Source organism: Streptomyces sp. NPDC101178, from assembly GCF_044767965.1.
In the GTDB taxonomy this organism is placed as follows: Bacteria; Actinomycetota; Actinomycetes; order Streptomycetales; family Streptomycetaceae; genus Streptomyces.
Window position 1 is genome coordinate 600,275 of sequence record NZ_JBIWOZ010000004.1, and the last position, 21,626, is coordinate 621,900.

General features: G+C 71.2%; 16 protein-coding genes and 1 pseudogene. 8 read left to right on the forward strand and 9 right to left on the reverse strand.

Annotated elements, in window-relative coordinates; all coding sequences use genetic code 11:
- The first annotated feature begins 109 nt into the window (after nt 1–109).
- Nucleotides 110–1,042 carry an FAD-dependent oxidoreductase gene (locus tag ACIRR8_RS15010; RefSeq protein WP_404063901.1) on the forward strand — a complete coding sequence of 311 codons (933 nt, stop codon included), beginning with the start codon at nt 110–112 and terminating at the stop codon, nt 1,040–1,042.
- Between the two features lie 120 nt (nt 1,043–1,162).
- On the opposite strand, the gene ACIRR8_RS15015 is transcribed toward ACIRR8_RS15010, so the two are convergent.
- Entirely contained in the window at nt 1,163–2,908 is a 1,746-nt protein-coding gene (locus tag ACIRR8_RS15015; protein ID WP_404063904.1) for a BCCT family transporter, read from the reverse strand.
- A gap of 73 nt (nt 2,909–2,981) precedes the next feature.
- Complete coding sequence (locus tag ACIRR8_RS15020; RefSeq protein WP_404063907.1) at nt 2,982–4,370, reverse strand: M14 family metallocarboxypeptidase; 1,389 nt, start codon at nt 4,368–4,370, stop codon at nt 2,982–2,984.
- 236 nt (nt 4,371–4,606) lie between these two features.
- Between ACIRR8_RS15020 and ACIRR8_RS15025 the strand changes: the two are divergent.
- A pseudogene (locus tag ACIRR8_RS15025) lies at nt 4,607–5,904 on the forward strand (M1 family metallopeptidase); the annotation flags it as partial.
- Between the two features lie 43 nt (nt 5,905–5,947).
- On the opposite strand, the gene ACIRR8_RS15030 reads toward ACIRR8_RS15025, so the two are convergent.
- Nucleotides 5,948–6,823: an oxygenase MpaB family protein gene (locus tag ACIRR8_RS15030; protein ID WP_404063910.1), complete on the reverse strand. Its 876-nt coding sequence runs from the start codon at nt 6,821–6,823 to the stop codon at nt 5,948–5,950.
- Between the two features lie 307 nt (nt 6,824–7,130).
- Here ACIRR8_RS15030 and ACIRR8_RS15035 point away from each other — a divergent pair, with 307 nt between their 5' ends.
- Nucleotides 7,131–7,868, forward strand: a complete 738-nt coding sequence (locus ACIRR8_RS15035; RefSeq protein WP_404063913.1) for a MerR family transcriptional regulator — start codon at nt 7,131–7,133, stop codon at nt 7,866–7,868.
- A gap of 27 nt (nt 7,869–7,895) precedes the next feature.
- Here ACIRR8_RS15035 and ACIRR8_RS15040 read toward each other — a convergent pair whose 3' ends face one another.
- The 4 genes from ACIRR8_RS15040 to ACIRR8_RS15055 all read right to left on the reverse strand — a co-directional run bounded on the left by ACIRR8_RS15040 (nt 7,896) and on the right by ACIRR8_RS15055 (nt 13,958).
- The gene (locus ACIRR8_RS15040; RefSeq protein WP_404063916.1) at nt 7,896–10,070 is read right to left on the reverse strand and encodes a 3-hydroxyacyl-CoA dehydrogenase NAD-binding domain-containing protein; all 2,175 of its coding nucleotides are present in this window, start codon (nt 10,068–10,070) and stop codon (nt 7,896–7,898) included.
- Between the two features lie 253 nt (nt 10,071–10,323).
- Nucleotides 10,324–11,538 carry an acetyl-CoA C-acetyltransferase gene (locus tag ACIRR8_RS15045; RefSeq protein WP_404063919.1) on the reverse strand — a complete coding sequence of 405 codons (1,215 nt, stop codon included), beginning with the start codon at nt 11,536–11,538 and terminating at the stop codon, nt 10,324–10,326.
- A 45-nt stretch (nt 11,539–11,583) separates the two neighbouring features.
- The gene (locus tag ACIRR8_RS15050; RefSeq protein ID WP_404063922.1) at nt 11,584–12,726 is read right to left on the reverse strand and encodes an acyl-CoA dehydrogenase family protein; all 1,143 of its coding nucleotides are present in this window, start codon (nt 12,724–12,726) and stop codon (nt 11,584–11,586) included.
- 95 nt (nt 12,727–12,821) lie between these two features.
- On the reverse strand, nt 12,822–13,958 hold the full coding sequence (locus ACIRR8_RS15055) for a CaiB/BaiF CoA transferase family protein (RefSeq protein ID WP_404063924.1): 1,137 nt from the start codon (nt 13,956–13,958) through the stop codon (nt 12,822–12,824).
- Between the two features lie 276 nt (nt 13,959–14,234).
- Between ACIRR8_RS15055 and ACIRR8_RS15060 the strand changes: the two genes are divergently transcribed.
- Nucleotides 14,235–15,425, forward strand: coding sequence for a saccharopine dehydrogenase family protein (locus tag ACIRR8_RS15060; RefSeq protein ID WP_404063927.1), 1,191 nt, complete (start codon nt 14,235–14,237; stop codon nt 15,423–15,425).
- Between the two features lie 41 nt (nt 15,426–15,466).
- On the opposite strand, the gene mmpA is transcribed toward ACIRR8_RS15060, so the two are convergent.
- Complete coding sequence (mmpA, locus tag ACIRR8_RS15065) at nt 15,467–15,610, reverse strand: morphogenic membrane protein MmpA (protein ID WP_404063930.1); 144 nt, start codon at nt 15,608–15,610, stop codon at nt 15,467–15,469.
- Between the two features lie 78 nt (nt 15,611–15,688).
- Nucleotides 15,689–16,381 carry an endonuclease V gene (locus ACIRR8_RS15070; protein WP_404063933.1) on the reverse strand — a complete coding sequence of 231 codons (693 nt, stop codon included), beginning with the start codon at nt 16,379–16,381 and terminating at the stop codon, nt 15,689–15,691.
- A gap of 53 nt (nt 16,382–16,434) precedes the next feature.
- Here ACIRR8_RS15070 and ACIRR8_RS15075 point away from each other — a divergent pair, with 53 nt between their 5' ends.
- The 4 genes from ACIRR8_RS15075 to ACIRR8_RS15090 all read left to right on the forward strand — a co-directional run bounded on the left by ACIRR8_RS15075 (nt 16,435) and on the right by ACIRR8_RS15090 (nt 21,625).
- Complete coding sequence (locus tag ACIRR8_RS15075; RefSeq protein ID WP_404063936.1) at nt 16,435–16,737, forward strand: YciI family protein; 303 nt, start codon at nt 16,435–16,437, stop codon at nt 16,735–16,737.
- A gap of 226 nt (nt 16,738–16,963) precedes the next feature.
- Nucleotides 16,964–17,380 (forward strand): SsgA family sporulation/cell division regulator, encoded by a 417-nt coding sequence (locus ACIRR8_RS15080; RefSeq protein ID WP_404063938.1) that lies wholly within the window; start codon nt 16,964–16,966, stop codon nt 17,378–17,380.
- A 227-nt stretch (nt 17,381–17,607) separates the two neighbouring features.
- Complete coding sequence (locus ACIRR8_RS15085) at nt 17,608–19,239, forward strand: ABC-F family ATP-binding cassette domain-containing protein (protein WP_404063941.1); 1,632 nt, start codon at nt 17,608–17,610, stop codon at nt 19,237–19,239.
- 64 nt (nt 19,240–19,303) lie between these two features.
- Nucleotides 19,304–21,625 (forward strand): ATP-binding cassette domain-containing protein, encoded by a 2,322-nt coding sequence (locus tag ACIRR8_RS15090; RefSeq protein WP_404063944.1) that lies wholly within the window; start codon nt 19,304–19,306, stop codon nt 21,623–21,625.
- Nucleotide 21,626: the final 1 nt, after the last annotated feature.

The window sequence follows — 21,626 nt, forward strand, 5'->3', positions numbered from 1 at the left end:
GTGCCGATCCTAGTCGCCGGTGGCCGGTGCCCTCCGCTGCCCTCTGCCCCCGACGTGGGGTTCTCCGTTAGCGTCCGGGCAGCGACGAGCGTATTCCGACGGGACGGGAGTGACCGTGGTGGCTGATGTGATCGTGGTGGGCGGCGGTGTCATCGGGCTCACCACCGCCGTGACGCTGGCCGAGCGGGGGCTGCGGGTGCGGGTCTGGTCGCGCGATCCGACCGGGGCGACGACCTCGGCGGTGGCGGGCGCGCTGTGGTGGCCGTACCGGATCGAACCGGCGGAGCGGGTCGGCGCCTGGTCGCTGGAGACGCTCGCGGTGTACGAGGAGCTGGCGGCCGGGGCCGGCGGGAGCGGCGTACGGCTGGTGGCGGGGGTGCACGGTGGTGAGCGGTTCGCGGCGCTGGGGACGTGGGCGGCGGAGCTGAAGGGTGCGGTGGAGGTGGCCGAGGGGCTGCGGGTGGTGCTGCCGCTGCTGGACATGCCGGTGCACCTGGCGTGGCTGGAGCGGCGGCTGGTGGCGGCGGGCGGTGCGGTGGAGCGGCGTGCGGTGGCGGGGTTCGCGGAGGCGGCGGCGCGGGCCCCGGTGGTGGTGAACTGCACGGGGCTGGGTGCGCGGGAGCTGGTGCCGGACGCGGGGGTGCGGGCGGTGCGGGGGCAATTGGTCGTGGTGGAGAACCCGGGGATCGCGGAGTGGTTCACCGAGGCGGACCCGGCGTCGGCCGCCACGACGTACTTCTTCCCGCAGCCGGCCGGTCTGGTGCTGGGCGGTACGGCCGAGGCGGACGACGAGCGCCGGGAGCCGGACGCGGCGGTGGCGCGGGAGATCGTGGCACGGTGTGCGCGGGTGCGGCCGGAGATCGCGGGCGCCCGGGTGCTGGGGCACCGGGTGGGACTGCGGCCGGTGCGGGAGGCCGGGGTGCGGATCGAGGCGGAGGCCCTGCCGGGCGGCGGGCTGCTGGTGCACAACTACGGCCACGGGGGCGCGGGCGTGACCGTGGCCTGGGGCTGCGCACGGACGGCGGCCGCCCTGGTGGGCTGAGCCGCCGCCGTACACGTGGAAGGAGCCGCCGCCGTACATGTACGAGGAGCCGCCGCCGTACATGTACGAGGAGCCGCCGCCGTACACGTGCGAGGAAGCCGTCCCCCGGGAGCTGGAAGGTCAGTCCTGGGGGCGCTTCTCGATCGGGACCTCCTTGTGGCGTTCGTCCGTGGTGACCGCGGTGCCGGGGCCGATCCGGATCTCGAAGTCGCCGTCGTACTTCGCGTGTCCCTCGATCACCGCGGACTCGACCGCCTCCACACCGAACTCCTGGCGGACGATCTGCGGGTCCCGGCGCAGGTCGCGCATGAGGGCCACGCACATGCCGATCATCACGACGACGAAGGGGGCGGCGACCAGGATCGTGAGGTTCTGGAGCCCCTCCAGCGCGTTCTCCTTGCCGTCGCCGATGAGCAGCATGACCGCGGCCACGGCCCCGGTCACCACACCCCAGAAGACGACGACCCACTTGCCCGGCTCCAGTACGCCCTTCTGCGAGAGCGTGCCCATGACGATCGAGGCGGCGTCGGCGCCGGAGACGAAGAAGATGCCGACGAGGATCATGACCAGGATGCTGGTCACGGTGGCGATCGGGAACTCCTGGAGGACTCCGAAAAGTTGCGCCTCGGGGGTCTCGGCGCCGGTGAGCTTGCCCGCCTCGTCCAGCTTCATGGCCGTGCCGCCGAAGACGGCGAACCAGATCAGGCTGACCGTGCTGGGCACCAGGATGACGCCGCCGACGAACTGGCGGATCGTGCGGCCGCGGCTGATCCGGGCGATGAACATGCCGACGAAGGGTGTCCAGGAGATCCACCAGGCCCAGTAGAAGACGGTCCAGCCGCCGAGCCATTCGGCCACCTCACCGCCGCCGGTGGCCTCGGTGCGGCCGACCAGCTGGCCGAGGTCGCTGAGGTAGGCGCCCAGCGAGGTCGGCACCAGGTCGAGGATGAAGATCGTGGGACCCGCGATGAAGACGAAGATGACGAGGACCAGGGCCAGCACCATGTTGATGTTGGAGAGCCACTGGATGCCCTTCTCCACACCGGAGACGGCGGAGGCGACGAAGCCGACCGTCAGCACGGCGATGATGGCGACGAGGAGGCCGGTGCCGGCCTTCTCCAGCCAGTCGAGCTCCTGGATCCCGCTGCCGATCTGGAGCGCGCCGAGGCCGAGCGAGGCCGCCGAACCGAAGAGCGTCGCGAAGATGGCCAGGATGTCGATGAAGCGCCCGAAGCCTCCGTACGCGTGGCGCTTGCCGACCAGCGGCTCGAAGACCGCGCTGATCGTCTGGCGCCTGCGCATCCGGTAGGCGCTGTAGGCGATGGCGAGGCCGACCACCGCGTAGATCGCCCACGGGTGCAGCGTCCAGTGGAAGAGGGTGGTGGCCATCGCCGTCTGCATCGCATCGGCCGAGTCGGCGGGGTCGGTGCCGGGCGGCGGCGTGCGGTAGTGGGCCAGGGGTTCGCTCACGCCCCAGAACATCAGCCCGATGCCCATACCGGCGCTGAACATCATGGCGATCCAGGAGATGGTCCGGAACTCCGGCTCCTCGTTCTCCTGACCGAGGGTGATCTTCCCGTACCGGCTGATGGCCAGCCACAGAGCGAAGATGACGAAGCCCGACGCGGCGAGCATGAAGGCCCAGCCGCCGTTGTGGATCAGCCCTTCGAGCAGCTTGCCGGACGCGGTCTCCAGCGATGAGGTGGCGGTCGCACCCCAGATGACGAAGGCGAGCGTGAGGACCGCCGTGACGCCGAAGACCACCCGGTCGGTGGTCGGGGTTCGGGTGCTGACCGGTTCGGGTGGCAGGTCCGCCGTGACCGGCAGTTCCTGCCGGTCCTCCGCTGACTGGTCGTCCTGGGACACTGATGGCACCTTTCAACGAGTCTGAAAAACGCTCTTCGTAGGCAGTACCACACCTACCTACCGCCTCGAAAGATCAACAAGTGATGTCGGCTTGAGCATGTGTGATCGGATATGTCGCCCGCTGATCGAGAAGCAGCGGAATCAGGTTCCTGCCCGACTGACGTAGGGGCACAAACACGCCATCACCATCGCGGTGGGACCGGACACCGTGCAGGGCCAGCTCGTCCTTCACCTCGGCGTACTGGGCCGCCGTCAGCCGGTAGCCGCACGGCGGGTCGGTGAGGATCTCGTCGGGCTCGGCCGGGTCGTTGTCGGCGCCGCCGAGATACACCGGGCCGCGGTCGGCGTACCCGGCCACGCGCGAGAGCCCGGTGGCCGCGCGGATGCGGAGACGCTGCTCCTCGGTGAAGTCGAAGAGGCCGCCGAGCGCGGTCCGCTGGGAGTCGACCCTGCGGCGCTGGTTGAGGGCCTCGTCGTTCTTCTCGTCCTCGCTGAGCGCGTCGATGCGGGACTCGATGAGGAGGCCGACCGCGTGCTTGAGGCCGGAGGCGTTGCGCAGGATGCGTTCCTGGCCGTCACCGGCGGTCTGCTTGATGGGGTCGCCGGTGACCGGGTCGGTCCAGATGCCGTAGTGGCCGCTGCTGTGGCCGGCGCCGGTCGCGGCAGGACGTACGTACCGCTCGGAGAGGGTCCGCGAGGCGTCGTGGACCCGGCCGGTGACGTTCAGGTTGCGGGGCCAGAGGACGAAGAGGTCCTTGTCGTAGTACGGAGGTGTGGCGCCGTACTCGTGCAAGTCGTAGATGACGTCGGGCCGTTCGTCGCGGATGACGGCCGCGATGGCCCGGCCCTCCGCGGTGGCCAGGGCGATGTGGTCCCGGTTGATGTCGACGCCGTCGGCGTTGCCCCGGGTGTCGGCGGCGCGGCCGTCCGGGTTGGCGGTGGGCAGGACCAACACCGTCGTACGGGAGAGGAAGGCGCGGGTGGCGCGGTCCTCGGCGTAGGCGAGGTCGCGCAAGGTGGTCAGGCAGGCCTCGCGCCCGGCGGGCTCGTCGCCGTGCTGACTGCAGATCAGCAGGACCGTGGTGGCGGCCGGGCGCTGCTTTCCGATGCGTACGAGCTGGAGAGGACGGCCCTGTCCGGTCGTCCCGATCCGGTCGACGGCGACCCGGTCGCTCCCCCGGTCCACCGCTCCGAGGAAGGCCTGCTCCTCACCGAGCCCGGTCCACCGCGTCCCGTCGCTCGTCTCGAACCCGGTGCGCGGCGGGCGCGGCGCCGCCTCGGCCGGTGCGATGGCGAAGGGGACGGCCAGCGCCGCCAGCACCCCGGCCACCACCGCACTCCGCCGCCGTCCCGCCCGGCCACGGCGGTGCGCACCGGACGGCGGGCGGCCCGGCCCCGCGACGGGTGCGAGCCATGGATGCGGGCTGAGCATGCGGAGTGCGCGGGTGATGCGAGGGGTCATCAGCGGCTGCCTCCCGGAGTACGAGCGGAGTACCGGCGGGGTACGAGCAGCGGGCACCGCGCACCCTCTCGGTCGGTCGGTGCCGCGGACGTTACCCCGGTCAACTCCCGTGCAACAGGGGGAGATCACTGCCGACCGTGACGAGGGCATGGCATTCGTGTGACAGGGATGCCCGGATTCGACCGTCCTGCCCGGTGGGCTGCATAGCCTCGTTCCTGACCGGTCGGCACCACCCCCTCGACTTCGGACTCGCCGTCTCCGAGGTGCGGGTCAACGGCAGGAAGGCCGCCTTCGCGAAAAGCGGCGACCACGAGCTGGAGGTCACGCCGGCGGACCGCCTGGCCAAGGGCAAGGACGTCTTTGTGGTCGTCCGGTACGCCGGGAAGCCCTCCGAGCTGAGGATCGACGGCTGGACCGCCTGGGCCCGGGCCCCGGACGGCGGCGTCGCCGCGCAGGAACCGGATTCGGCGGTCTGGTGGTACCCGAGCAACGACCACCCGCTCGACAAGGCCACGTACGACATCTCCGTCTCTGTGCCGGACGGCACCCAGGCGATCAGCAACGGCGTGCTCGTCTCGCAGAGTTCGAAGGTCGGCCGGACGCGCTTCAACTGGCGCTCCGACAAGCCGCAGGCCACGTACCCCTCGACGCTCGCGGTCGGCAAGTTCGACATCACGACCGACAAGACCGCCGACGGCCTGCCGGTGCTCAACGCCTACAGCAGGGATCTCGGCCCCCATGCCGGTGCCGCCCGCGCCAGCATCGAGCGGACCACGGAGGTCGCCGAGTGGCTGACCGAGGTCTTCGGCCCGTATCCGTTCAACGCGCTCGGCGGCTATGTGCCCAAGGTGACGAGCGGCTTCGCCCCGGAGACCCAGACCCGGCCGTTCTACAGCCCGCGGCAGTTCGCGAACGGTGCCAACGTCTCGGTCGTCGTCCACGAGATCGCGCACCAGTGGTACGGCAACAGTGTGTCGGTGGGCGGCTGGAAGGACATCTGGATCAACGAGGGCTTCGCCCGCTACAGCCAGTGGCTCTGGTCGGAGAAGGAGGGCGAGGGCACCGCGCAGGAGCTGGCGGAGTACGTCTACGCCCAGCATCCGGCGGACGACCCGTTCTGGAAGGTGAAGCCGGGCGATCCCGGTCCGGACAAGCAGTTCGTCCTCGCCGTCTACGACCGGGGCGCGCTGGCGCTCCAGGCGTTGCGCAACGAGGTCGGTGACGCGACGTTCTTCGCGCTGCTGAAGGGATGGCCGACCGAGAGGGCGCACTCCAACGCGACAGTGGGTGACTTCCTGCGGTACGCGGAGCGGGTCTCGGGCCGGCCGCTGGAGACGCTGTTCGACACCTGGCTGTACCAGCCGAAGCGGCCGGCGGCACCGCCTGCCGGGCACGCCGAGGTCGCGCTGTCATCCCGGGCAGCGGCGGTCCGGCCGGAGCGGCCGTCGTCGTGGAAGAAGATCGCGGCGACGAACACGGTCCATGACCACGGGGCCACAGGGATCACGGTCACGGCGGTCACGGCCACCGCTGACCCGCTGTATGTGCTCCGTCGGGAGCCGTCGGAACGGCGAAGCTCAGCCGTGCCGACGGCCCCTGGCGGCGTGTGCGGCCCGAGCCGCGCGGGCCATCGGCAGGTACCGCAGCCGCTCCGGGAGTACGGGGACGACCACCCGGAGCACCGAGCAGAGCCGCCGCAGCCGCCTCTCCTGAGGCGCCGTCCACGGCAGGCCGATCGCCGTGCGGGCGTCCGGCGGCATGAGCCCGATGGTGAGGAACCGCCGACCGCGGGCCAGCGGCGGCAGCAGCACCGGCCACAGGGCCCGCAGCACCATCCGCACCACCCACGGGCCACGGTCCGGCGGCGGCACGGGCTGGTCGACGTCGACCAGTTCGCGCACCACGGTCGTCGCCTCGATCTCGCCGGCGAGCATCTTCTCCCAGTACGGCCAGAACTCCTCGATCGTCTGCGGCATGTCCCGGTCGTGGATGCCGAGGATCCGGCCCACCTGGAGCCACTCCGCGTACAGCGCGCGTTCCTGCGCCGCGGTCATGGGCCGGATCAGGTAGCGCGCGGCGTGCCGGTAGACGGGGAACCCGGTGGCGTGCACCCAGGCGTAGTGGCCGGGCGTCAGCGCGTGGTAGGCGCGGCCCCGGGTGTCGGTGCCCTGGATGGTGCGGTGGAGCCGGCGCAGCCTGCGGCCCTCCTCTGCGGCCTCCGCGCCGCCGTACACCCAGAGCTGGAGCGAGCGCAGGGAGCGTTCGCCGCGCCCCCAGGGGTCGGTGCGGAAGACGGAGTGCTCGTCGACGCCCGCGCCGACGGCCGGGTGGGCGACCTGGAGGGTGAGGGCGGCGGGCAGCATCAGCAGGGCCCGGATGTCACCGGAGAGGCTCCAGAGGACGCCGCCGGGCGGGGGCGGTAGGGGCTCCTCGACGCCGTTCGCGCTGCTCATCCGGTGCTCCCGCACTCCTGGCGGGCCTGCGGTGCGCTGCCCGTCCCGTGTTCTCCATGATCCCTCGCGGGCGGGAGGAACGTGGCGGCGGGGCCCGGGGGACGGCGTCGCGGTCAGTCGTGGTCGTACACGGTCACGGGCACGCCTTCCCCGGTCAGGCGCCCAGGCCGAAATCTTTGCCCGCGCGCTCCCGGTGCCAGCGGCGGAACGGGCCGGGGTGGACGGCGGGGCCGCGGTGCCGGAGACTTTGGCAGAAATGGTGAGACAGCGGCACTGTCCGATACGAGGTCGACGGCGGGGAGCAGAGATGGCGACGGGGACCGGGACCGACGAGCCCACGCTCACGGTGGACGAGTTGGCGGCGCGTGCCGGCGTCACCGTGCGCACCGTGCGGTTCTACAGCACCCGGGGTCTGCTGCCGCCGCCGGTCATCGGGCCACGTCGGGTCGGGCACTACGGGGCCGACCACCTCTCGCGGCTCGCACTGATCGAGGAGCTCCAGCACCAGGGCATGACGCTCGCCGCCATCGAGCGCTATCTGGAGCAGCTGCCACCCGACCTGAGCGCCCACGATCTGGCGATCCACCGGGCGCTGGTGGCGTCCTGGGCGCCGGACACGGCGGAGGACCTGACCCGGGCGGAGCTGGAGAAGCGGGCCGGGCGGGTGCTCGACGAGCCGGATGTGGAGCGGCTGGCGGCGATGGGCGTGCTGGTGCGTCCGGAGGACGACGGCGGGACGTACCGGGTGGATCTCGGGCTGTTGCGGCTCGGCGTAGAGCTGCTGGACGTGCCGATCGCGCACGAGACGATCCTGGCGGCGCGGACCGTGCTGCTGGAGCACACCCGGTCCGCGGCGCAGGAGATGACCCGGCTCTTCCGGGACGAGGTGTGGAATCCGTACCGGGAGCGCGAGGGCGATCCGGAGCATGTGGCGGCGATGAAGTCGCTCTCCGCGCACATGCAACCGATCGTCGTGCAGGCGTTGGTGACGGCCTTTCAGCGGTCTCTGAAGGAGGAGCTGCGGGCCGCGTTCACCACCGAGTGACGGTGGTGAACGCGGCCCGGAACAGGCTCAGTCGTGGAACGTTTCGCCCTTCTCCGCCTTCTCCACGAGCAGCGCGGGCGGCAGGAACCGGTCGCCGTAGCGCTCGGCCAACTCCTGCGCGCGGGCGACGAAGCCGGGCAGGCCGCCTTCGTACCCGTTGATGTACTGGAGGACGCCGCCGGTCCACGGCGGGAAGCCGATCCCCATGATGGAGCCGATGTTGGCGTCGGCGACGGAGATGAGGACGTTCTCCTCCAGGCAGCGGACGCTGTCCAGCGCCTCGGAGAAGAGCATCCGCTCCTTCATGTCCTCGAAGGGGACGTCCGTGTCGGCCGTGGTGGTGAAGTGCTCGCGCAGGCCCGGCCAGAGACCGGTGCGCTTGCCCTCCTCGTCGTAGTCGTAGAAGCCCGCTCCCCCGCTGCGTCCCGTGCGGCCGAACTCGTCGACCATGCGGTCGATGACCTCGTCGGAGGGGTGGCCGGGCCAGGTGCCGCCGGCCTCCTCGACCGCGCGCTTGGTCTCGTTGCGGATCTTGCGCGGCAGGGTCAGGGTCAGCTCGTCCATCAGGGAGAGCACCTTGGCCGGGTAGCCGGACTGGGCGGCGGCCTGTTCGATGGAGGCGGGCTCCACGCCCTCGCCGACCATCGCGACGCCCTCGTTGATGAACTGGCCGATGACGCGCGAGGTGAAGAAGCCGCGCGAGTCGTTGACGACGATCGGCGTCTTCTTGATGCGCCGTACGAGGTCGAAGGCGCGGGCCAGCGCCTCGTCGCCGGTCCGCTCACCCTTGATGATCTCGACCAGCGGCATCTTGTCGACCGGTGAGAAGAAGTGCAGGCCGATGAAGTCGGCCGGGCGGGACACTCCCTCGGCGAGGACCGTGATGGGGAGGGTGGAGGTGTTGGAGCAGAGCAGGGCGTCGGGCTCGATGACGTCCTGGATCTCCTGGAACACCTTGTGCTTCAGCGCGGTGTCTTCGAAGACGGCCTCGATCACCGCGTCGCAGCCCGCGAGGTCGGCCGCGTCGCCGGTCGGGACGATCCGGGCCAGCAGCTCGTCGCGCTTCGCCTCCGTCGTACGGCCACGGGAGAGCGCCTTGGCGAGCAGCTTCTCGCTGTATGCCTTGCCCTTGGCGGCCGCCTCCGTGGAGACGTCCTTGAGGACGACGTCGATCCCGGCCTTGGCGCAGGAGTAGGCGATGCCCGCACCCATCATCCCGGCGCCGAGCACGGCGACCTTGCGGACGGGGCGCTCGGGGATGCCCCCCGGGCGGTTGGCGCCGGAGTTGACGGCCTGGAGGTCGAAGAAGAACGCCTGGATCATGTTCTTGGAGACCTGGCCGGTGACCAGCTCGGTGAAGTAGCGGGCCTCGATGGTCAGGGCCGTCTCGAAGTCGACCTGCGAGCCCTCGACGGCCGCCGCGAGGATGTTGCGCGGCGCGGGCATCGGCGCGCCCGCGAGCTGCTTCTTCAAGTTGGCCGGGAACGCTGGGAGGTTGGCGGCGAACTTGGGGTTGGACGGGGTTCCGCCGGGGATGCGGTAGCCCTTGACGTCCCAGGGCTGCTGGGACTCGGGGTTGGCGTCGATGAAGGCGCGGGCCTTCTCGATCATCTCCTCGCGGCTGCTGGCGACTTCGTGGACGAGGCCGTTCTCCAGGGCGCGCCGCGGGGTGTACTGGGTGCCCTGGAGGAGCACCTTGAGCAGCGCGTCGGCGATGCCCATGAGGCGTACGGTACGGGTGACGCCGCCGCCCGCCGGGAGCAGGCCGAGGGTGACCTCGGGGAGGCCGATGCGGGAGCCGGGGGCGTCGAGGGCGACGCGGTGGTGGGAGGCGAGCGCGATCTCGTAACCGCCGCCGAGGGCCGCGCCGTTGATGGCGGCGACGACGGGCTTGCCGAGGGTCTCGATGCGGCGGAGCGAGCGCTTGATGGCGGTGCCGGTGTCGAAGGCGGCCTGGGCGTTCTCCGGGCCGACCTTGATCATGTCCTTGAGGTCGCCGCCCGCGAAGAAGGTCTTCTTGGCGGAGGTGTAGATGATGCCGCGGATGGAGTCCTTCTCGGCCTCGGCGCGGTCCGCGATGGCCGCGATGGAGTTCTTGAAGGCCTGGTTCATCGTGTTCGCGGACTGGTTCGGGTCGTCGAGGACGAGGGTGACGACGCCGGTCTCGTCCTGTTCCCAGCGGATGGTGGTGCTCTCGGTCATGTCGGTGTCTTCTCCGTAAGCAGGTGGGGCCGGCCAGGGCCTGTCGTCAAACTGCCGTCGTCGCCCGGAGGGCGGCCGCGCGGCGTCCGGTGCGTGCGATCGCAAGGCGCCGGGATGGTCTTGGATGGGGTCTCCCCTGCTCGAACGCGGTTGAGAGCTTGGGGAAGGAGTTACCAGGGCGTTTCGGCAACGCCGCGAGCGTGCGTGCCAGGCGTCGCGCGGCAGGCGGCAGTCTGACGACAGGCCCTGGAGGTCAGATGCGTTCGACGACGGTCGCGACGCCCATGCCGCCGCCGACGCAGAGGGTGACCAGGCCGAACCGCTGGTCGCGGCGCTCCAATTCGTCGATGACGGTGCCGAGGATCATCGCGCCGGTCGCGCCGAGGGGATGGCCGAGGGCGATGGCGCCGCCGTTGACGTTGACCTTGTCCAGGCTCAGACCCATGTCCTTGACGAAGCGCAGGACGACTCCGGCGAAGGCCTCGTTGATCTCGACCAGGTCGATGTCGTCGATGGTCAGCCCGGCCTTGGCGAGCGCCTTGCGGGTGGCGGGGGCGGGTCCGGTGAGCATGATGGTGGGCTCGGAACCGGAGACGGCCGCGGAGACGATGCGGGCGCGCGGGGTGAGGCCGTAGCGTTCGCCGACCTCCTTGGAGCCGATGGCGACGAGGGCGGCGCCGTCGACGATGCCGGAGGAGTTGCCCGCGTGGTGGACGTGGTCGATCTTCTCGACCCAGTGGTACTTCTGCAGGGCCACCGCGTCGAAGCCACCCATGTCACCGATGGCGGCGAAGGAGGGCTTCAGGCCGGCGAGGGAGTCGGCGGTGGTGCCGGGGCGCATGTGCTCGTCGTGGTCCAGGACGAGCAGGCCGTTGCGGTCCCTGACCGGGACGACGGAGCGCGCGAAGCGGCCGTCCTTCCAGGCCGCCGCCGCGCGCTCCTGGGAGAGGGCGGCGTACTCGTCGACATCGCGGCGGCTGAAACCCTCGACGGTGGCGATGAGGTCGGCGCCGATGCCCTGCGGGGCGAAGCCGGTCTCGAAGCTGGTCATCGGGTCCATGGCCCAGGCTCCGCCGTCGGAGCCCATCGGCACCCGGGACATCGACTCGACGCCACCGGCGAGCACCAGGTCCTCCCAGCCCGAACGGACCTTGGCGGCGGCCAGGTTGACCGCTTCCAGGCCTGAGGCACAGAAGCGGTTCTCCTGGACGCCCGCGACGGAGTCGGGCAGTCCGGCGGCGATGGCGGCGATCCGGGCGATGTCGGAGCCCTGGTCGCCGAGCGGGCTGACCACGCCGAGGACGATGTCGTCGATGGCGGCCGGGTCCAGGTCCGGGAAGCGGCCCTGGATCTCGTGGATGAGGCCGACGACCAGGTCGATCGGCTTGGTGCCGTGCAGGGCGCCGTTGGCCTTGCCCCGGCCGCGCGGGGTGCGGATCGCGTCGTAGACGAATGCTTCGGTACTCAAGACAGCTGCCTTTCGAGGGTGGTTGAGAGGAGGGAGAGGAGGTCGTCAGGCGAGCAGCGAGCGGCCGATGATCTCCTTCATGATCTCGGTCGTGCCGCCGTAGATGGTCTGGATACGGCCGTCGGTGAACGCCTTGGCGACCTTGTACTCGCTCATGTAGCCGTAGCCGCCGTGGAGTTGGAGGCAGCGGTCGGCGGTGCGCTTCTGGAGTTCGGTGGCCCACCACTTGGCCATCGAGGCGTGGACGGCGTCCAGCACCCCGTCCGAGTGGTCGACGATGCACCGGTCCAGGAAGGTGCGGGTGACGGCGCACTCGGTGGCCATCTCCGCGATCTCGAACCGGATGTGCTGGAGCTTGGCCAGCGGCCGTCCGAACGCCTCGCGCTCCTTCACGTACCGCGTGGTGATCTCCAGCAGGTGTTCGGCGGCGGCGATCCCGGCGACCGCTATGCCCATGCGCTCCTGGGCCAGGTTGGTCATGAGGTGGATGAACGCGCCGTCCAGCTCACCGAGGAGGTTCTCCTTCGGCACGCGGACGTCGTTGAAGAACAGCTCGGCGGTGTCCTGCGACTTCTGGCCGATCTTGTCGAGGTTGCGGCCGCGCTCGAACCCTTCCGCGCCCCGCTCGACGACGATCAGCGAGAGCCCCTTGGCGCCGCCGTCGGGGGTGGTCCTGGCGACGACGATCACCAGGTCGGCGAGGATGCCGTTGGAGATGAAGGTCTTCGAGCCGTTGAGCAGCCAGTGGTCGCCCTTGTCCTCGGCGGTGGTGCGGATGGCCTGGAGGTCGGATCCTGCGCCCGGTTCGGTCATGGCGATGGCGGTGATGGTCTCGCCGGAGCAGAAGCCCGGCAGCCACCGCTGCTTCTGCTCGTCGGTGGCGAGGCCGGTGAGGTACGGGCCGATGATGTCGTTGTGCAGGCCGATCGCGAGGCCGGGCGCCCCGGCCCGGGTGAACTCCTCGGCCAGGACGGCGCTGTAGCGGAAGTCGGTCGACCCGCCACCCCCGTACTCCTCGGGGACGGCGAGGCCGAGCAGCCCGGCGCGCCCGGCGGCGAGCCACGCCTCGCGCGAGACGATGCCGTCCTGCTCCCACTGCTCGTAGTACGGGAGCACCTCCTTGGCCAGGAAGGCCCGGACGGTCTCGCGGAACGCGTCGTGCTCCTCGGTGAAGATCTGGCGTCGCACGGGGTCTCCTATGGGGGTCTTGTCGGGCGGGCCGGGTCAGGGAGCGGGGTCTGGTGCCGTGCACGCGAGCCCGGCAGGATCGGCAGGACACCCCCTTAGTCGTGAGGATGGGGCCGGAGCGCCGGTACGTCCCAGTCGGCGGCGACCGCGTCCGTGTCGGCGCCCGGTCGTGCGGGGCCGCTGCGGACGGAGGCGGGGGTGGCGGAGAAGCGCGGGGCGGGGGCGGGCTGGGTGATGCCGCTGTGCTCGACGTAGGTGGAGCGGGCGGCGAGGTGCGGGTGGTGCGGGGCCTCGCGGAGCGAGAGGACAGGGGCGACGCAGGCGTCGGTGCCCTCGAACACCTCGGTCCACTCCGCACGCGTACGGGTCAGGAAGCGCTCGGTGACGGCGGCGCGCAGCTCGCCCCAGCGGGCCAGCTCCCAGCGGTCGGGGAAGGCGTCCGCGAGGCCGAGGAGTCCGATGAACTCGTCGTAGAACCGGCCCTCCAGCGGCCCGACCGCCATATGGCCGCCGTCGGAGGTGGCGTAGGTGCCGTAGAAGGGGCAGCCGCCGTCCAGCAGGTTGGCGCCACGCCGGTCCTGCCAGCTCCCGGCGGCCAGCATGCCGTGGATCATCGAGGCGAGGTGGGCGGCGCCGTCGACGATCGCCGCGTCCACCACCTGGCCCCCGCCGCCCGGCGTGCGGGCGTGCTGAAGCGCGGCGAGGACCCCGACGACGAGGTAGAGCGAGCCGCCCGCGTAGTCACCGACCAGGTTGGCGGGGACCACGGGCGGCTCGTCCGGACTGCCGATCATGGAGAGTGTGCCGGTGAGCGCGAGGTACGCGACGTCGTGCCCGGCGCGCTGCGCCAGCGGCCCGTCCTGACCCCAGCCGGTCATCCGCCCGTAGACCAGCTTCGGGTTGCGGGCGAGGCAGGCGTCGGGCCCGACGCCGAGCCGCTCGGCGACGCCGGGGCGGTATCCCTCGATGAGGATGTCGGCGCGTTCGGCCAGCTCCAGGACGCGGTCGGCGCCGCCCTCGGTCTTGAGGTCGACCAGGACCGATCGCTTGTTGCGGTTGGTGATGTCGTACGCCGGGTCGATGCCGAGACCCGCTCCGCCGGGCCGGTCGACGCGTACGACGTCGGCGCCGAGGTCCGCCAGCAGCATCGCCGCGAACGGCCCGGGGCCGATCCCCGCCAGCTCGACGACACGGACTCCCGCCAGCGGGCCGTGCTGCCCGGTCCTTGCCATCCGTGAGCCCCCAGGGGTGTGACACAACCGATGTAACATCAACGATGCTAAGAACGGGTCCGGCTCGGCACAACCCCCTGGGCCGAGCAAGCGCTTAGTTCTTTTCCGGCGATCCTCTCTCATCCCCGCCGGACCTTCCACGCGGCCACGCCCACGCCCTGGCCGTGCTCCCACGTCCCGGCGGTACTCCTCCACGCCCCGCCAGGCCGCACGCCGCCCTCCTCCGCTAGCCTGCCTGCCACGTCTCCACCCGTCACCGCCCTCCCGGAGGTACTCGTGAACAGGCAGAACAGGGCGGCACGCCCCTTGGACGTCGTCCTTTTCGGTGCCACCGGCTTCGTGGGGGTTCTCACGGCCGAGTACCTGGCGGCGCACGCACCCGAGGGGCTCCGCTGGGGGCTGGCCGGCCGCAGCCGCACCAAGCTGGAGCGGCTGCGCGAGCGGCTCACCGCGATCGAACCCGCCTGCGCCGAGCTGCCGTTGGTGGAGACCGACGCCGACGACGAGGACGCGCTGCGCGAACTCGCCGCATCCGCGCGGGTGGTGGCCACGACCGTGGGCCCGTACATCCTGTACGGCGAGAAGCTCGTCGCCGCCTGCGCCGAGGCCGGGACGGACTACCTGGACCTCACCGGCGAAGCGGAGTTCGTCGACCGGACGTATGTGCGCCACGACGCGCGGGCCCGGGAGACGGGCGCCCGGATCGTGCACGCCTGCGGCTTCGACTCCGTACCGCATGACCTCGGCGCGTACTTCACGGTCAAGCAGCTGCCGGAGGGCGTGCCGCTGACCGTCGACGGGTTCGTCCGGAGCAACGCCGTCTTCTCCGGCGGTACGTTCGCCTCGGCGCTCACCGCGATGGGCCGCGGTCCGCAGATGGTGCTCGCGGCCCGGGAGCGACGCCTGCACGAGCCGCGCCAGGTCGGCCGCCGGGTCCGCACGCCCATGGGCGCACCGCACTTCAACGGGTCCACCGGCACCTGGGCGCTGCCGCTGCCGACCGTGGACCCGGCGATCGTGGGCCGCTCGGCGCGGGCTCTGGAGCGGTACGGCCCCGACTTCCGCTACCGCCACTTCGCCTCGGTCAAGACCCTGCCGATGGCCCTCGGCGGCCCGGCGGCCATGGGTGCGCTGGTCGCGGCCGCTCAGATCGAAGGCGTACGGGAGTGGCTGATGGGGCGGTACGAGGCCGGGCAGGGGCCGGACGCGGAGCGCCGGGGGCGGAGCTGGTTCACCGTCCGCTTCGTCGGGGAGGGCGGCGGCCGGCGGGTCTTCACGGAGGTGTCCGGCGGCGATCCGGGCTACGGCGAGACGGCCAAGATGCTCGCCGAGTCGGCGCTCTGCCTCGCGCTGGACGAGCTCCCGGAGACTTCGGGCCAGGTCACCACGGCCACGGCGATGGGCGATGCGCTGCTGGAACGGCTGACGGCGGCGGGGCTCCGCTTCCGGGTGGCGGCGGTGCGGTGAGCGGCGTCCGCCGGAGGATCCAGCCGGCCGGCGGGTGAGGTCTAGAAGATCCAGCTGGCCAGCGTGTAGAGCATCGCTCCGAGCCAGACGAGGCCGACGACCCCGCCGAGGGCCATCCCGAGCGCGATGCGGCGCTGGGCGGGGGCGAGGGGCGCGGGGCGGACGGCTGCGCGAGAGGCGTTCATGTGTTCAGCCTGCCCAGCAAGATCGCTTTATGCCATCCGTACGGATACTCAATCGAATCCGGCGGAGAGCGGTGGTCCTCAGGCCGTCGCTTCCCGCAAGGTCTGCCGGGACAGGGCGTCCGCCCGGCGGGTGCTCTCCGGCTGACGGAAGCGGCGGGCCAGGCGCAAAGTGTGGGCGCAGGCGTTGTCGAGGCTGATCCGGTGGCCGACGGAGACGAAGATGGGGTTGGTGTTCTCCTGGGTGCGCAGCGCCCGGCCCACCACCTCGTCGCCGTCCACCAGGGGCGAGAAGTCACCGCGCCGGGGACCGGGGGCTTCGTACGAAAAGGTGAAGGGGTTCTTGCCGACGCCGATCACCGGCAGTCCGGTGAGTACGCCGAGGTGGCTGGCGAGGCCGAAGCGGCGCGGGTGGGCGAGACCGTATCCGTCGCAGATGACGAGGCCGGGGTCGACGGTCAGCGACTCCAGGGCCTCCAGCACGGTCGGGATCTCGCGGAAGGCCAGCAGGCCGGGAACGTAGGGGAAGGCGATCTTGCCGACGGCGGTGGCCTCGTCCACGGTCTCCAGCGTCTCGGCGTCCAGCACCACGGCGGCCGCGACGACGACGTCCTTCTCGTCGTCGTACGCCACGTCGACCCCGGTCACCAGACCGGTGCCGGGCGGCGGGCCCGGCTCGTCCAGCACCACCAGGCCGCGCAGGCGGTCCTGGATCGCCCGGCCCTCGGCCTCGTCTGCGGGGGTCTCATGGGCGGGGGTGGGCTGGGTAGTCATGACCTGCAGCTTAGGCGGTTCCCGGGCGTCCTCCGTCCCGTAGCCTGGCGATCATGTTCGTACTCGAATTGACCTACACGGCCCCCGTCGAGCGCGCGGACGCGCTGATGAAGGAGCACATCGCCTGGCTCGACGAGAGTTACGCGACCGGTGTCTTCATCGCGTCGGGCCGCAAGAACCCCCGGGACGGCGGGGTGATCCTCGCCGTCGGGGAGGACCGGAAGCGGATCGAGGAGATCGCCGCGGCCGATCCCTTCGCCGCGCACGGGGTCTGCGCCTACCGGATCACCGAATTCATCGCGACCAGGACCGCTCCCGAACTGGCTTCCTTCAAGCAGGAGTTGCCCGCCCAGTAGGCCAGATGGACCGCTCTCCCCCGGCTTTCCGCAGGCCGGAGCGTACGCCGGTCAGGGTGCGCGGCCCAGAAGGGGGCAGGAGGGCGAGGGTGCAGGAGGGCCCGGAGGAGCAGCGAGGCGTGGGCGGTGACGCAGCTCACGCCACCCGCCGGTGCACGGATCGATGCGTTCCGTCGTCTACTCCAATGCCGGGAACCGTTCACCCAGCCGCGAGAGGGAGCAGGTCTTGTCCAGCCTTATCGAGCAGTCCGTGCAGGCCCGCATGGTCGCGTCCGCCCCGCGGATGGAAACCCTGCCGGCCACGCTGAGTTACGACCGCAAGGACCCCTTCGCCGTGCGGATGGCGTTCCCGGCCCCGGCGACCCTGGAGGGAACCGAGGTCTCGTGGGAGTTCTCCCGTGAGCTGCTGACCGCCGGCATCGACACCCCTGCCGGCGAGGGCGACGTCCGGGTCAGGCCGTTCGGGTACGAGCGTACGGTGCTGGAGTTCCACGCGGCCGAGGGCATCGCCATGGTCCACATACGCACCGCTGAGCTGCGCCGCTTTCTGGAGCGGGCGCAGGAGCTGGTGCCGGTGGGCGACGAGTACCGCCATCTGGACCTGGACCGGAGCCTGACCGATCTGCTCGGCGGCGCCTTCTGACCGGCGGACCACCGCCGCTGTAACCGAAAATCGTTTGCCGGGGCGCGCGCCCCGGTTCTACCTTTGTGATGTTCCTGTTGTCGTCGGATCGGAGAGGGACGTTGCTGATCTGAGCTCCCCGCACCGTGCGGCGCCCGCCACGCCTGGTCGTGGCCGGAGGCGCCCGTGTGCGATCTCAGCTCGCCAGCCGTCCTCCTGCCCTCCTCCGACGTACACGGGAGATCCGTATGTCTGCTTCCGACACCCATGTCAGCTGTGCCTCCCTCTCCTTCGCCTGGCCCGACGGCACCGAGGTCTTCTCCGGATTCGACCTCACCGTGGGCCCCGGCCGCACCGGGCTGATCGGGCTCAACGGATGCGGCAAATCCACCCTGTTGCGGTTGATCGCCGGTGAACTCGCCCCGCTGGAAGGCGAGATCAGGATTCGTGGCGGACTCGGCCATCTGCCGCAGACCGTGACGCTGGACACCTCGCTGCGGGTCGACGAGGTGCTCGGCATCGCGGAGCGGCGCGCGGCGATCGACGCCGTCGCGGCGGGTGACGTACGCGAGGCGCTGTTCACCGTGATCGGCGACGACTGGGACGTGGAGCAGCGCGCCCGCGCCACCCTGGACGCGCTCGGCCTCGGCCGCATCGGCCTGGACCGCACCGTCGGCGAGATGTCCGGCGGCGAGTGCGTGCTCCTGCGGCTGGCGGCCCTGCTGCTGGCCCGCCCGGGGGTGCTGCTGCTGGACGAGCCGACGAACAACCTGGACGCGGTCGCCCGCAGGCGGCTGTACGACGCGGTCGACACCTGGACCGGTGCGCTGCTCGTGGTGAGCCACGACCGGGAGCTGCTGGAGCGGGTCGACCGGATCGCGGACCTGCGCGAGGGCTCGGTCACCTGGTACGGCGGAAACCTCGCCGCGTACGAGGAGGCGCTCGCCGTGGAGCAGGAGGCGGCGCAGCGCATGGTGCGGGCAGCCGAGTCCGACGTACAGCGACAGAAGCGCGAACTGGCTGACGCTCATGTGAAGTTGGCCCGGCGCAGGCGCTACGGGCAGAAGATGTGGGACACCAAGCGCGAGCCCAAGGTGGTGATGGGCCAGCGCAAGCGGTCCGCCCAGGAGTCGGCCGGCAGGCACCGCATCCTGCACACCGAGCGGCTGGCGGAGGCCCAGGAGCGTCTGGGAGAGGCGGAGTCGGCGGTGCGTGAGGACGAGGAGATCCGTATCGAGCTGCCGGCCACACGCGTCCACCCGGGCAGCGAGGTGCTGCTCCTGCGTGATCCGGTTCCACCCTACGGACCCGCTCTGCACGGGGAGTTGACGGTGCGCGGGCCCGAGCGGATCGCGCTGACCGGGCGCAACGGCGCCGGCAAGACGGCGTTGCTGCGGACGATCGCGGGCGAGCTGGCCCCGCTCTCCGGCGAGGCGGTGACGCCGCTGCCGCTGGGCTTCCTCCCGCAGCGGCTGGACACGCTGGACGAGGCGCTGTCGGTGGCGGACAACGTCAAGCGGTCGGCCCCGGGCCTGAACGACAACGCCGTCCGGGCCCGGCTCGCGCGGTTCCTGTTCAAAGGAGGCGCCGCCGACCACGCGGCCGGGACGCTGTCGGGCGGGGAGCGGTTCCGGGCGACGCTGGCGATGCTGCTGCTGGCGGACCCGGCGCCCCGGCTGCTGTTGCTGGACGAGCCGACGAACAGCCTCGATCTCGCCAGCGTACGGCGGCTGACCGAGGCCCTGGAGGCGTACGAGGGGGCGCTGATCGTGGCGAGCCACGACGTGCCGTTCCTGGAGTCGATCGGGATCACCCGGTGGCTGCGGCTGGACGGGCAGCTGCGGGACACGACTCCGGAGGAGGTGCGGGCGGGTCGGTGAACGGTCGAAGATCGGCGGGAAAAGCCGACAGAAGCTGTCGGGTATCCCGCCTAGCGTCGCCGGTATGGATCACAGCACCGGACGCAGCACCGCCACGAACGGCCACCACTCCCCCGAGCGCTCCATCGTCATCACCGGAGCGCACGAGAACAATCTGCGTGACGTCTCGCTCGCCCTGCCCAAGGGCAGGATCACGGTCTTCACCGGGGTCTCCGGCTCGGGGAAGTCGTCGGTCGTCTTCGACACGATCGCCGTGGAGTCCCAGCGGCAGCTGAACGAGACCTTCACCTCTTTCCTGCGCAACCGGCTGCCGAAGTACGAGCGGCCACGGGCGGAGTCCATGGAGGACCTGTCCGTGGCCGTGGTCATCGACCAGAAGCCGTTGGGCGGCAACATCCGCTCGACCGTGGGCACGGCGACGGACATCTGGTCGATGATCCGGGTCCTGTTCTCCCGGTACGGCACGCCGAGCGCCGGTGGAGCCACCGCGTACTCCTTCAACGACCCGACGGGGATGTGCCCGGAGTGCGACGGGGTGGGGCGTACCGTCCGGCTCGATCTGGACCGGGCGGTCGACTGGTCGAAGTCGCTCAACGAGGGTGCGCTGCTGCTGCCGGGGCTCGGAGTCGGCAGCTGGGAGTGGAATCTGTACGGGGGGTCAGGGCGGTTCGACAACGACCTGCCGCTGCGGGAGTTCAGCGAGGAGGACCGGCAACTCCTGCTGTACGGATCCGGGTTCACCGTCCGGCTCGACCTGCGGACGGGGTCGGCCGATATGCGGTTCGAGGGGGTGGTGACGCGGTTCGAGCGGCTCTACCTCAAGCGGGACACGGCGTCGCTGTCGGACAAGCGGCGTGCGGCGGCCGACCGGTTCACCGTCGAGCGGGTCTGCGCCTCCTGCGGTGGTGCGCGGCTGAACGCGGCGGCGCTCGCCACCCGCATCGACGGGCTGTCGCCGGCGGACTACGGGCGGATGGAGGTCGCCGACCTCGTCTCCGTACTGGCCGGGATCGACGATCCGGTGGGCGGTCCGATCGCGGCGGCGGCGCGTGAGCGGCTGGAGCGGCTCGTGGGGATCGGGCTCGGCTATCTCAGCCTGGACCGGGAGACGACCACGCTCTCCGGTGGTGAGGGGCAGCGGCTCAAGATGGTGCGGCATCTGGGGAGCTCGCTGACCGGGCTGACCTTCGTCTTCGACGAGCCGAGCGTCGGGCTGCACCCACGGGACGTCGGACGGCTCGGCGATCTGCTGGTGCGGCTGCGGGACAAGGGCAACACGGTGCTGGTCGTCGAGCACGACCCGGATGTGATGGCGGTGGCGGACCACATCGTCGACATGGGCCCGCGCGCCGGAGCGGAGGGCGGCCATGTGGTCTTCGAGGGGCCGTTCGACCGGCTGCGCGAGGCGGACACGCTCACCGGCCGCTACCTGCGTCAACGGACCGGCGTCAAGGGCGATTTCCGCTCCCCCACCGGCCGGCTGCCGGTCAGTGGGGCCGATCTGCACAACCTGAAAGGGCTCGACGTATCGTTCCCGGCCGGGGTGCTGACCGTGGTGACCGGGGTCGCGGGTTCGGGCAAGTCGACGCTGGTGTCGGGGGTGTTCACGGCGGCCCACCCGCAGGCGGTGGTCATCGACCAGAGCGCGATCACCGCCTCGTCCCGCTCGACCCCGGCCTCGTACATCGGCGCGCTGGACACCATCCGCAAGGTCTTCGCCCGGGAGAACGGCGTGGACGCCGGGCTGTTCAGCTTCAACTCCGCCGGGGCGTGCCCGGGTTGCTCGGGGCGCGGGGAGATCTCCACCGACCTGGCGTTCATGGACCCGGTCACCACGACCTGCCAGGAGTGCGAGGGCCGCCGCTTCCACGACGACGTACTGAAGCACCGGGTCGGCGGCCGCTCCATCGCGGACGTGCTGGAGATGACGGCGGCGCAGGCGGTCGGGCTGTTCGAGGACCGCGCACTGCTGCGGAAACTGCGCACCCTGGACGAGGTCGGCCTCACCTACCTCACGCTCGGGCAGCCGCTCAGCACGCTCTCGGGCGGCGAACGCCAGCGGATCAAGCTCGCCACCCAGCTGCACCGCACCTCCAGCGTGTACGTCCTGGACGAGCCGACGACCGGACTGCACCTGGCCGACACCGGTGCGCTGGTCGATCTGCTGGACCGGCTCGTCGACGCGGGGAACACGGTGATCTGCGTCGAACACAACCTGGAGGTGCTCAAGCGGGCGGACTGGGTGATCGACCTCGGCCCGGACGGCGGGAAGAAGGGCGGCAAGCTGGTCTTCGAAGGCACGCCGGAAGGACTGCTGACGGACCGCACCTCGGTTACCGCCCGGTATCTGCGCCGAGATCTGGGCCTGCCTGAGGACCCCCGCTGAC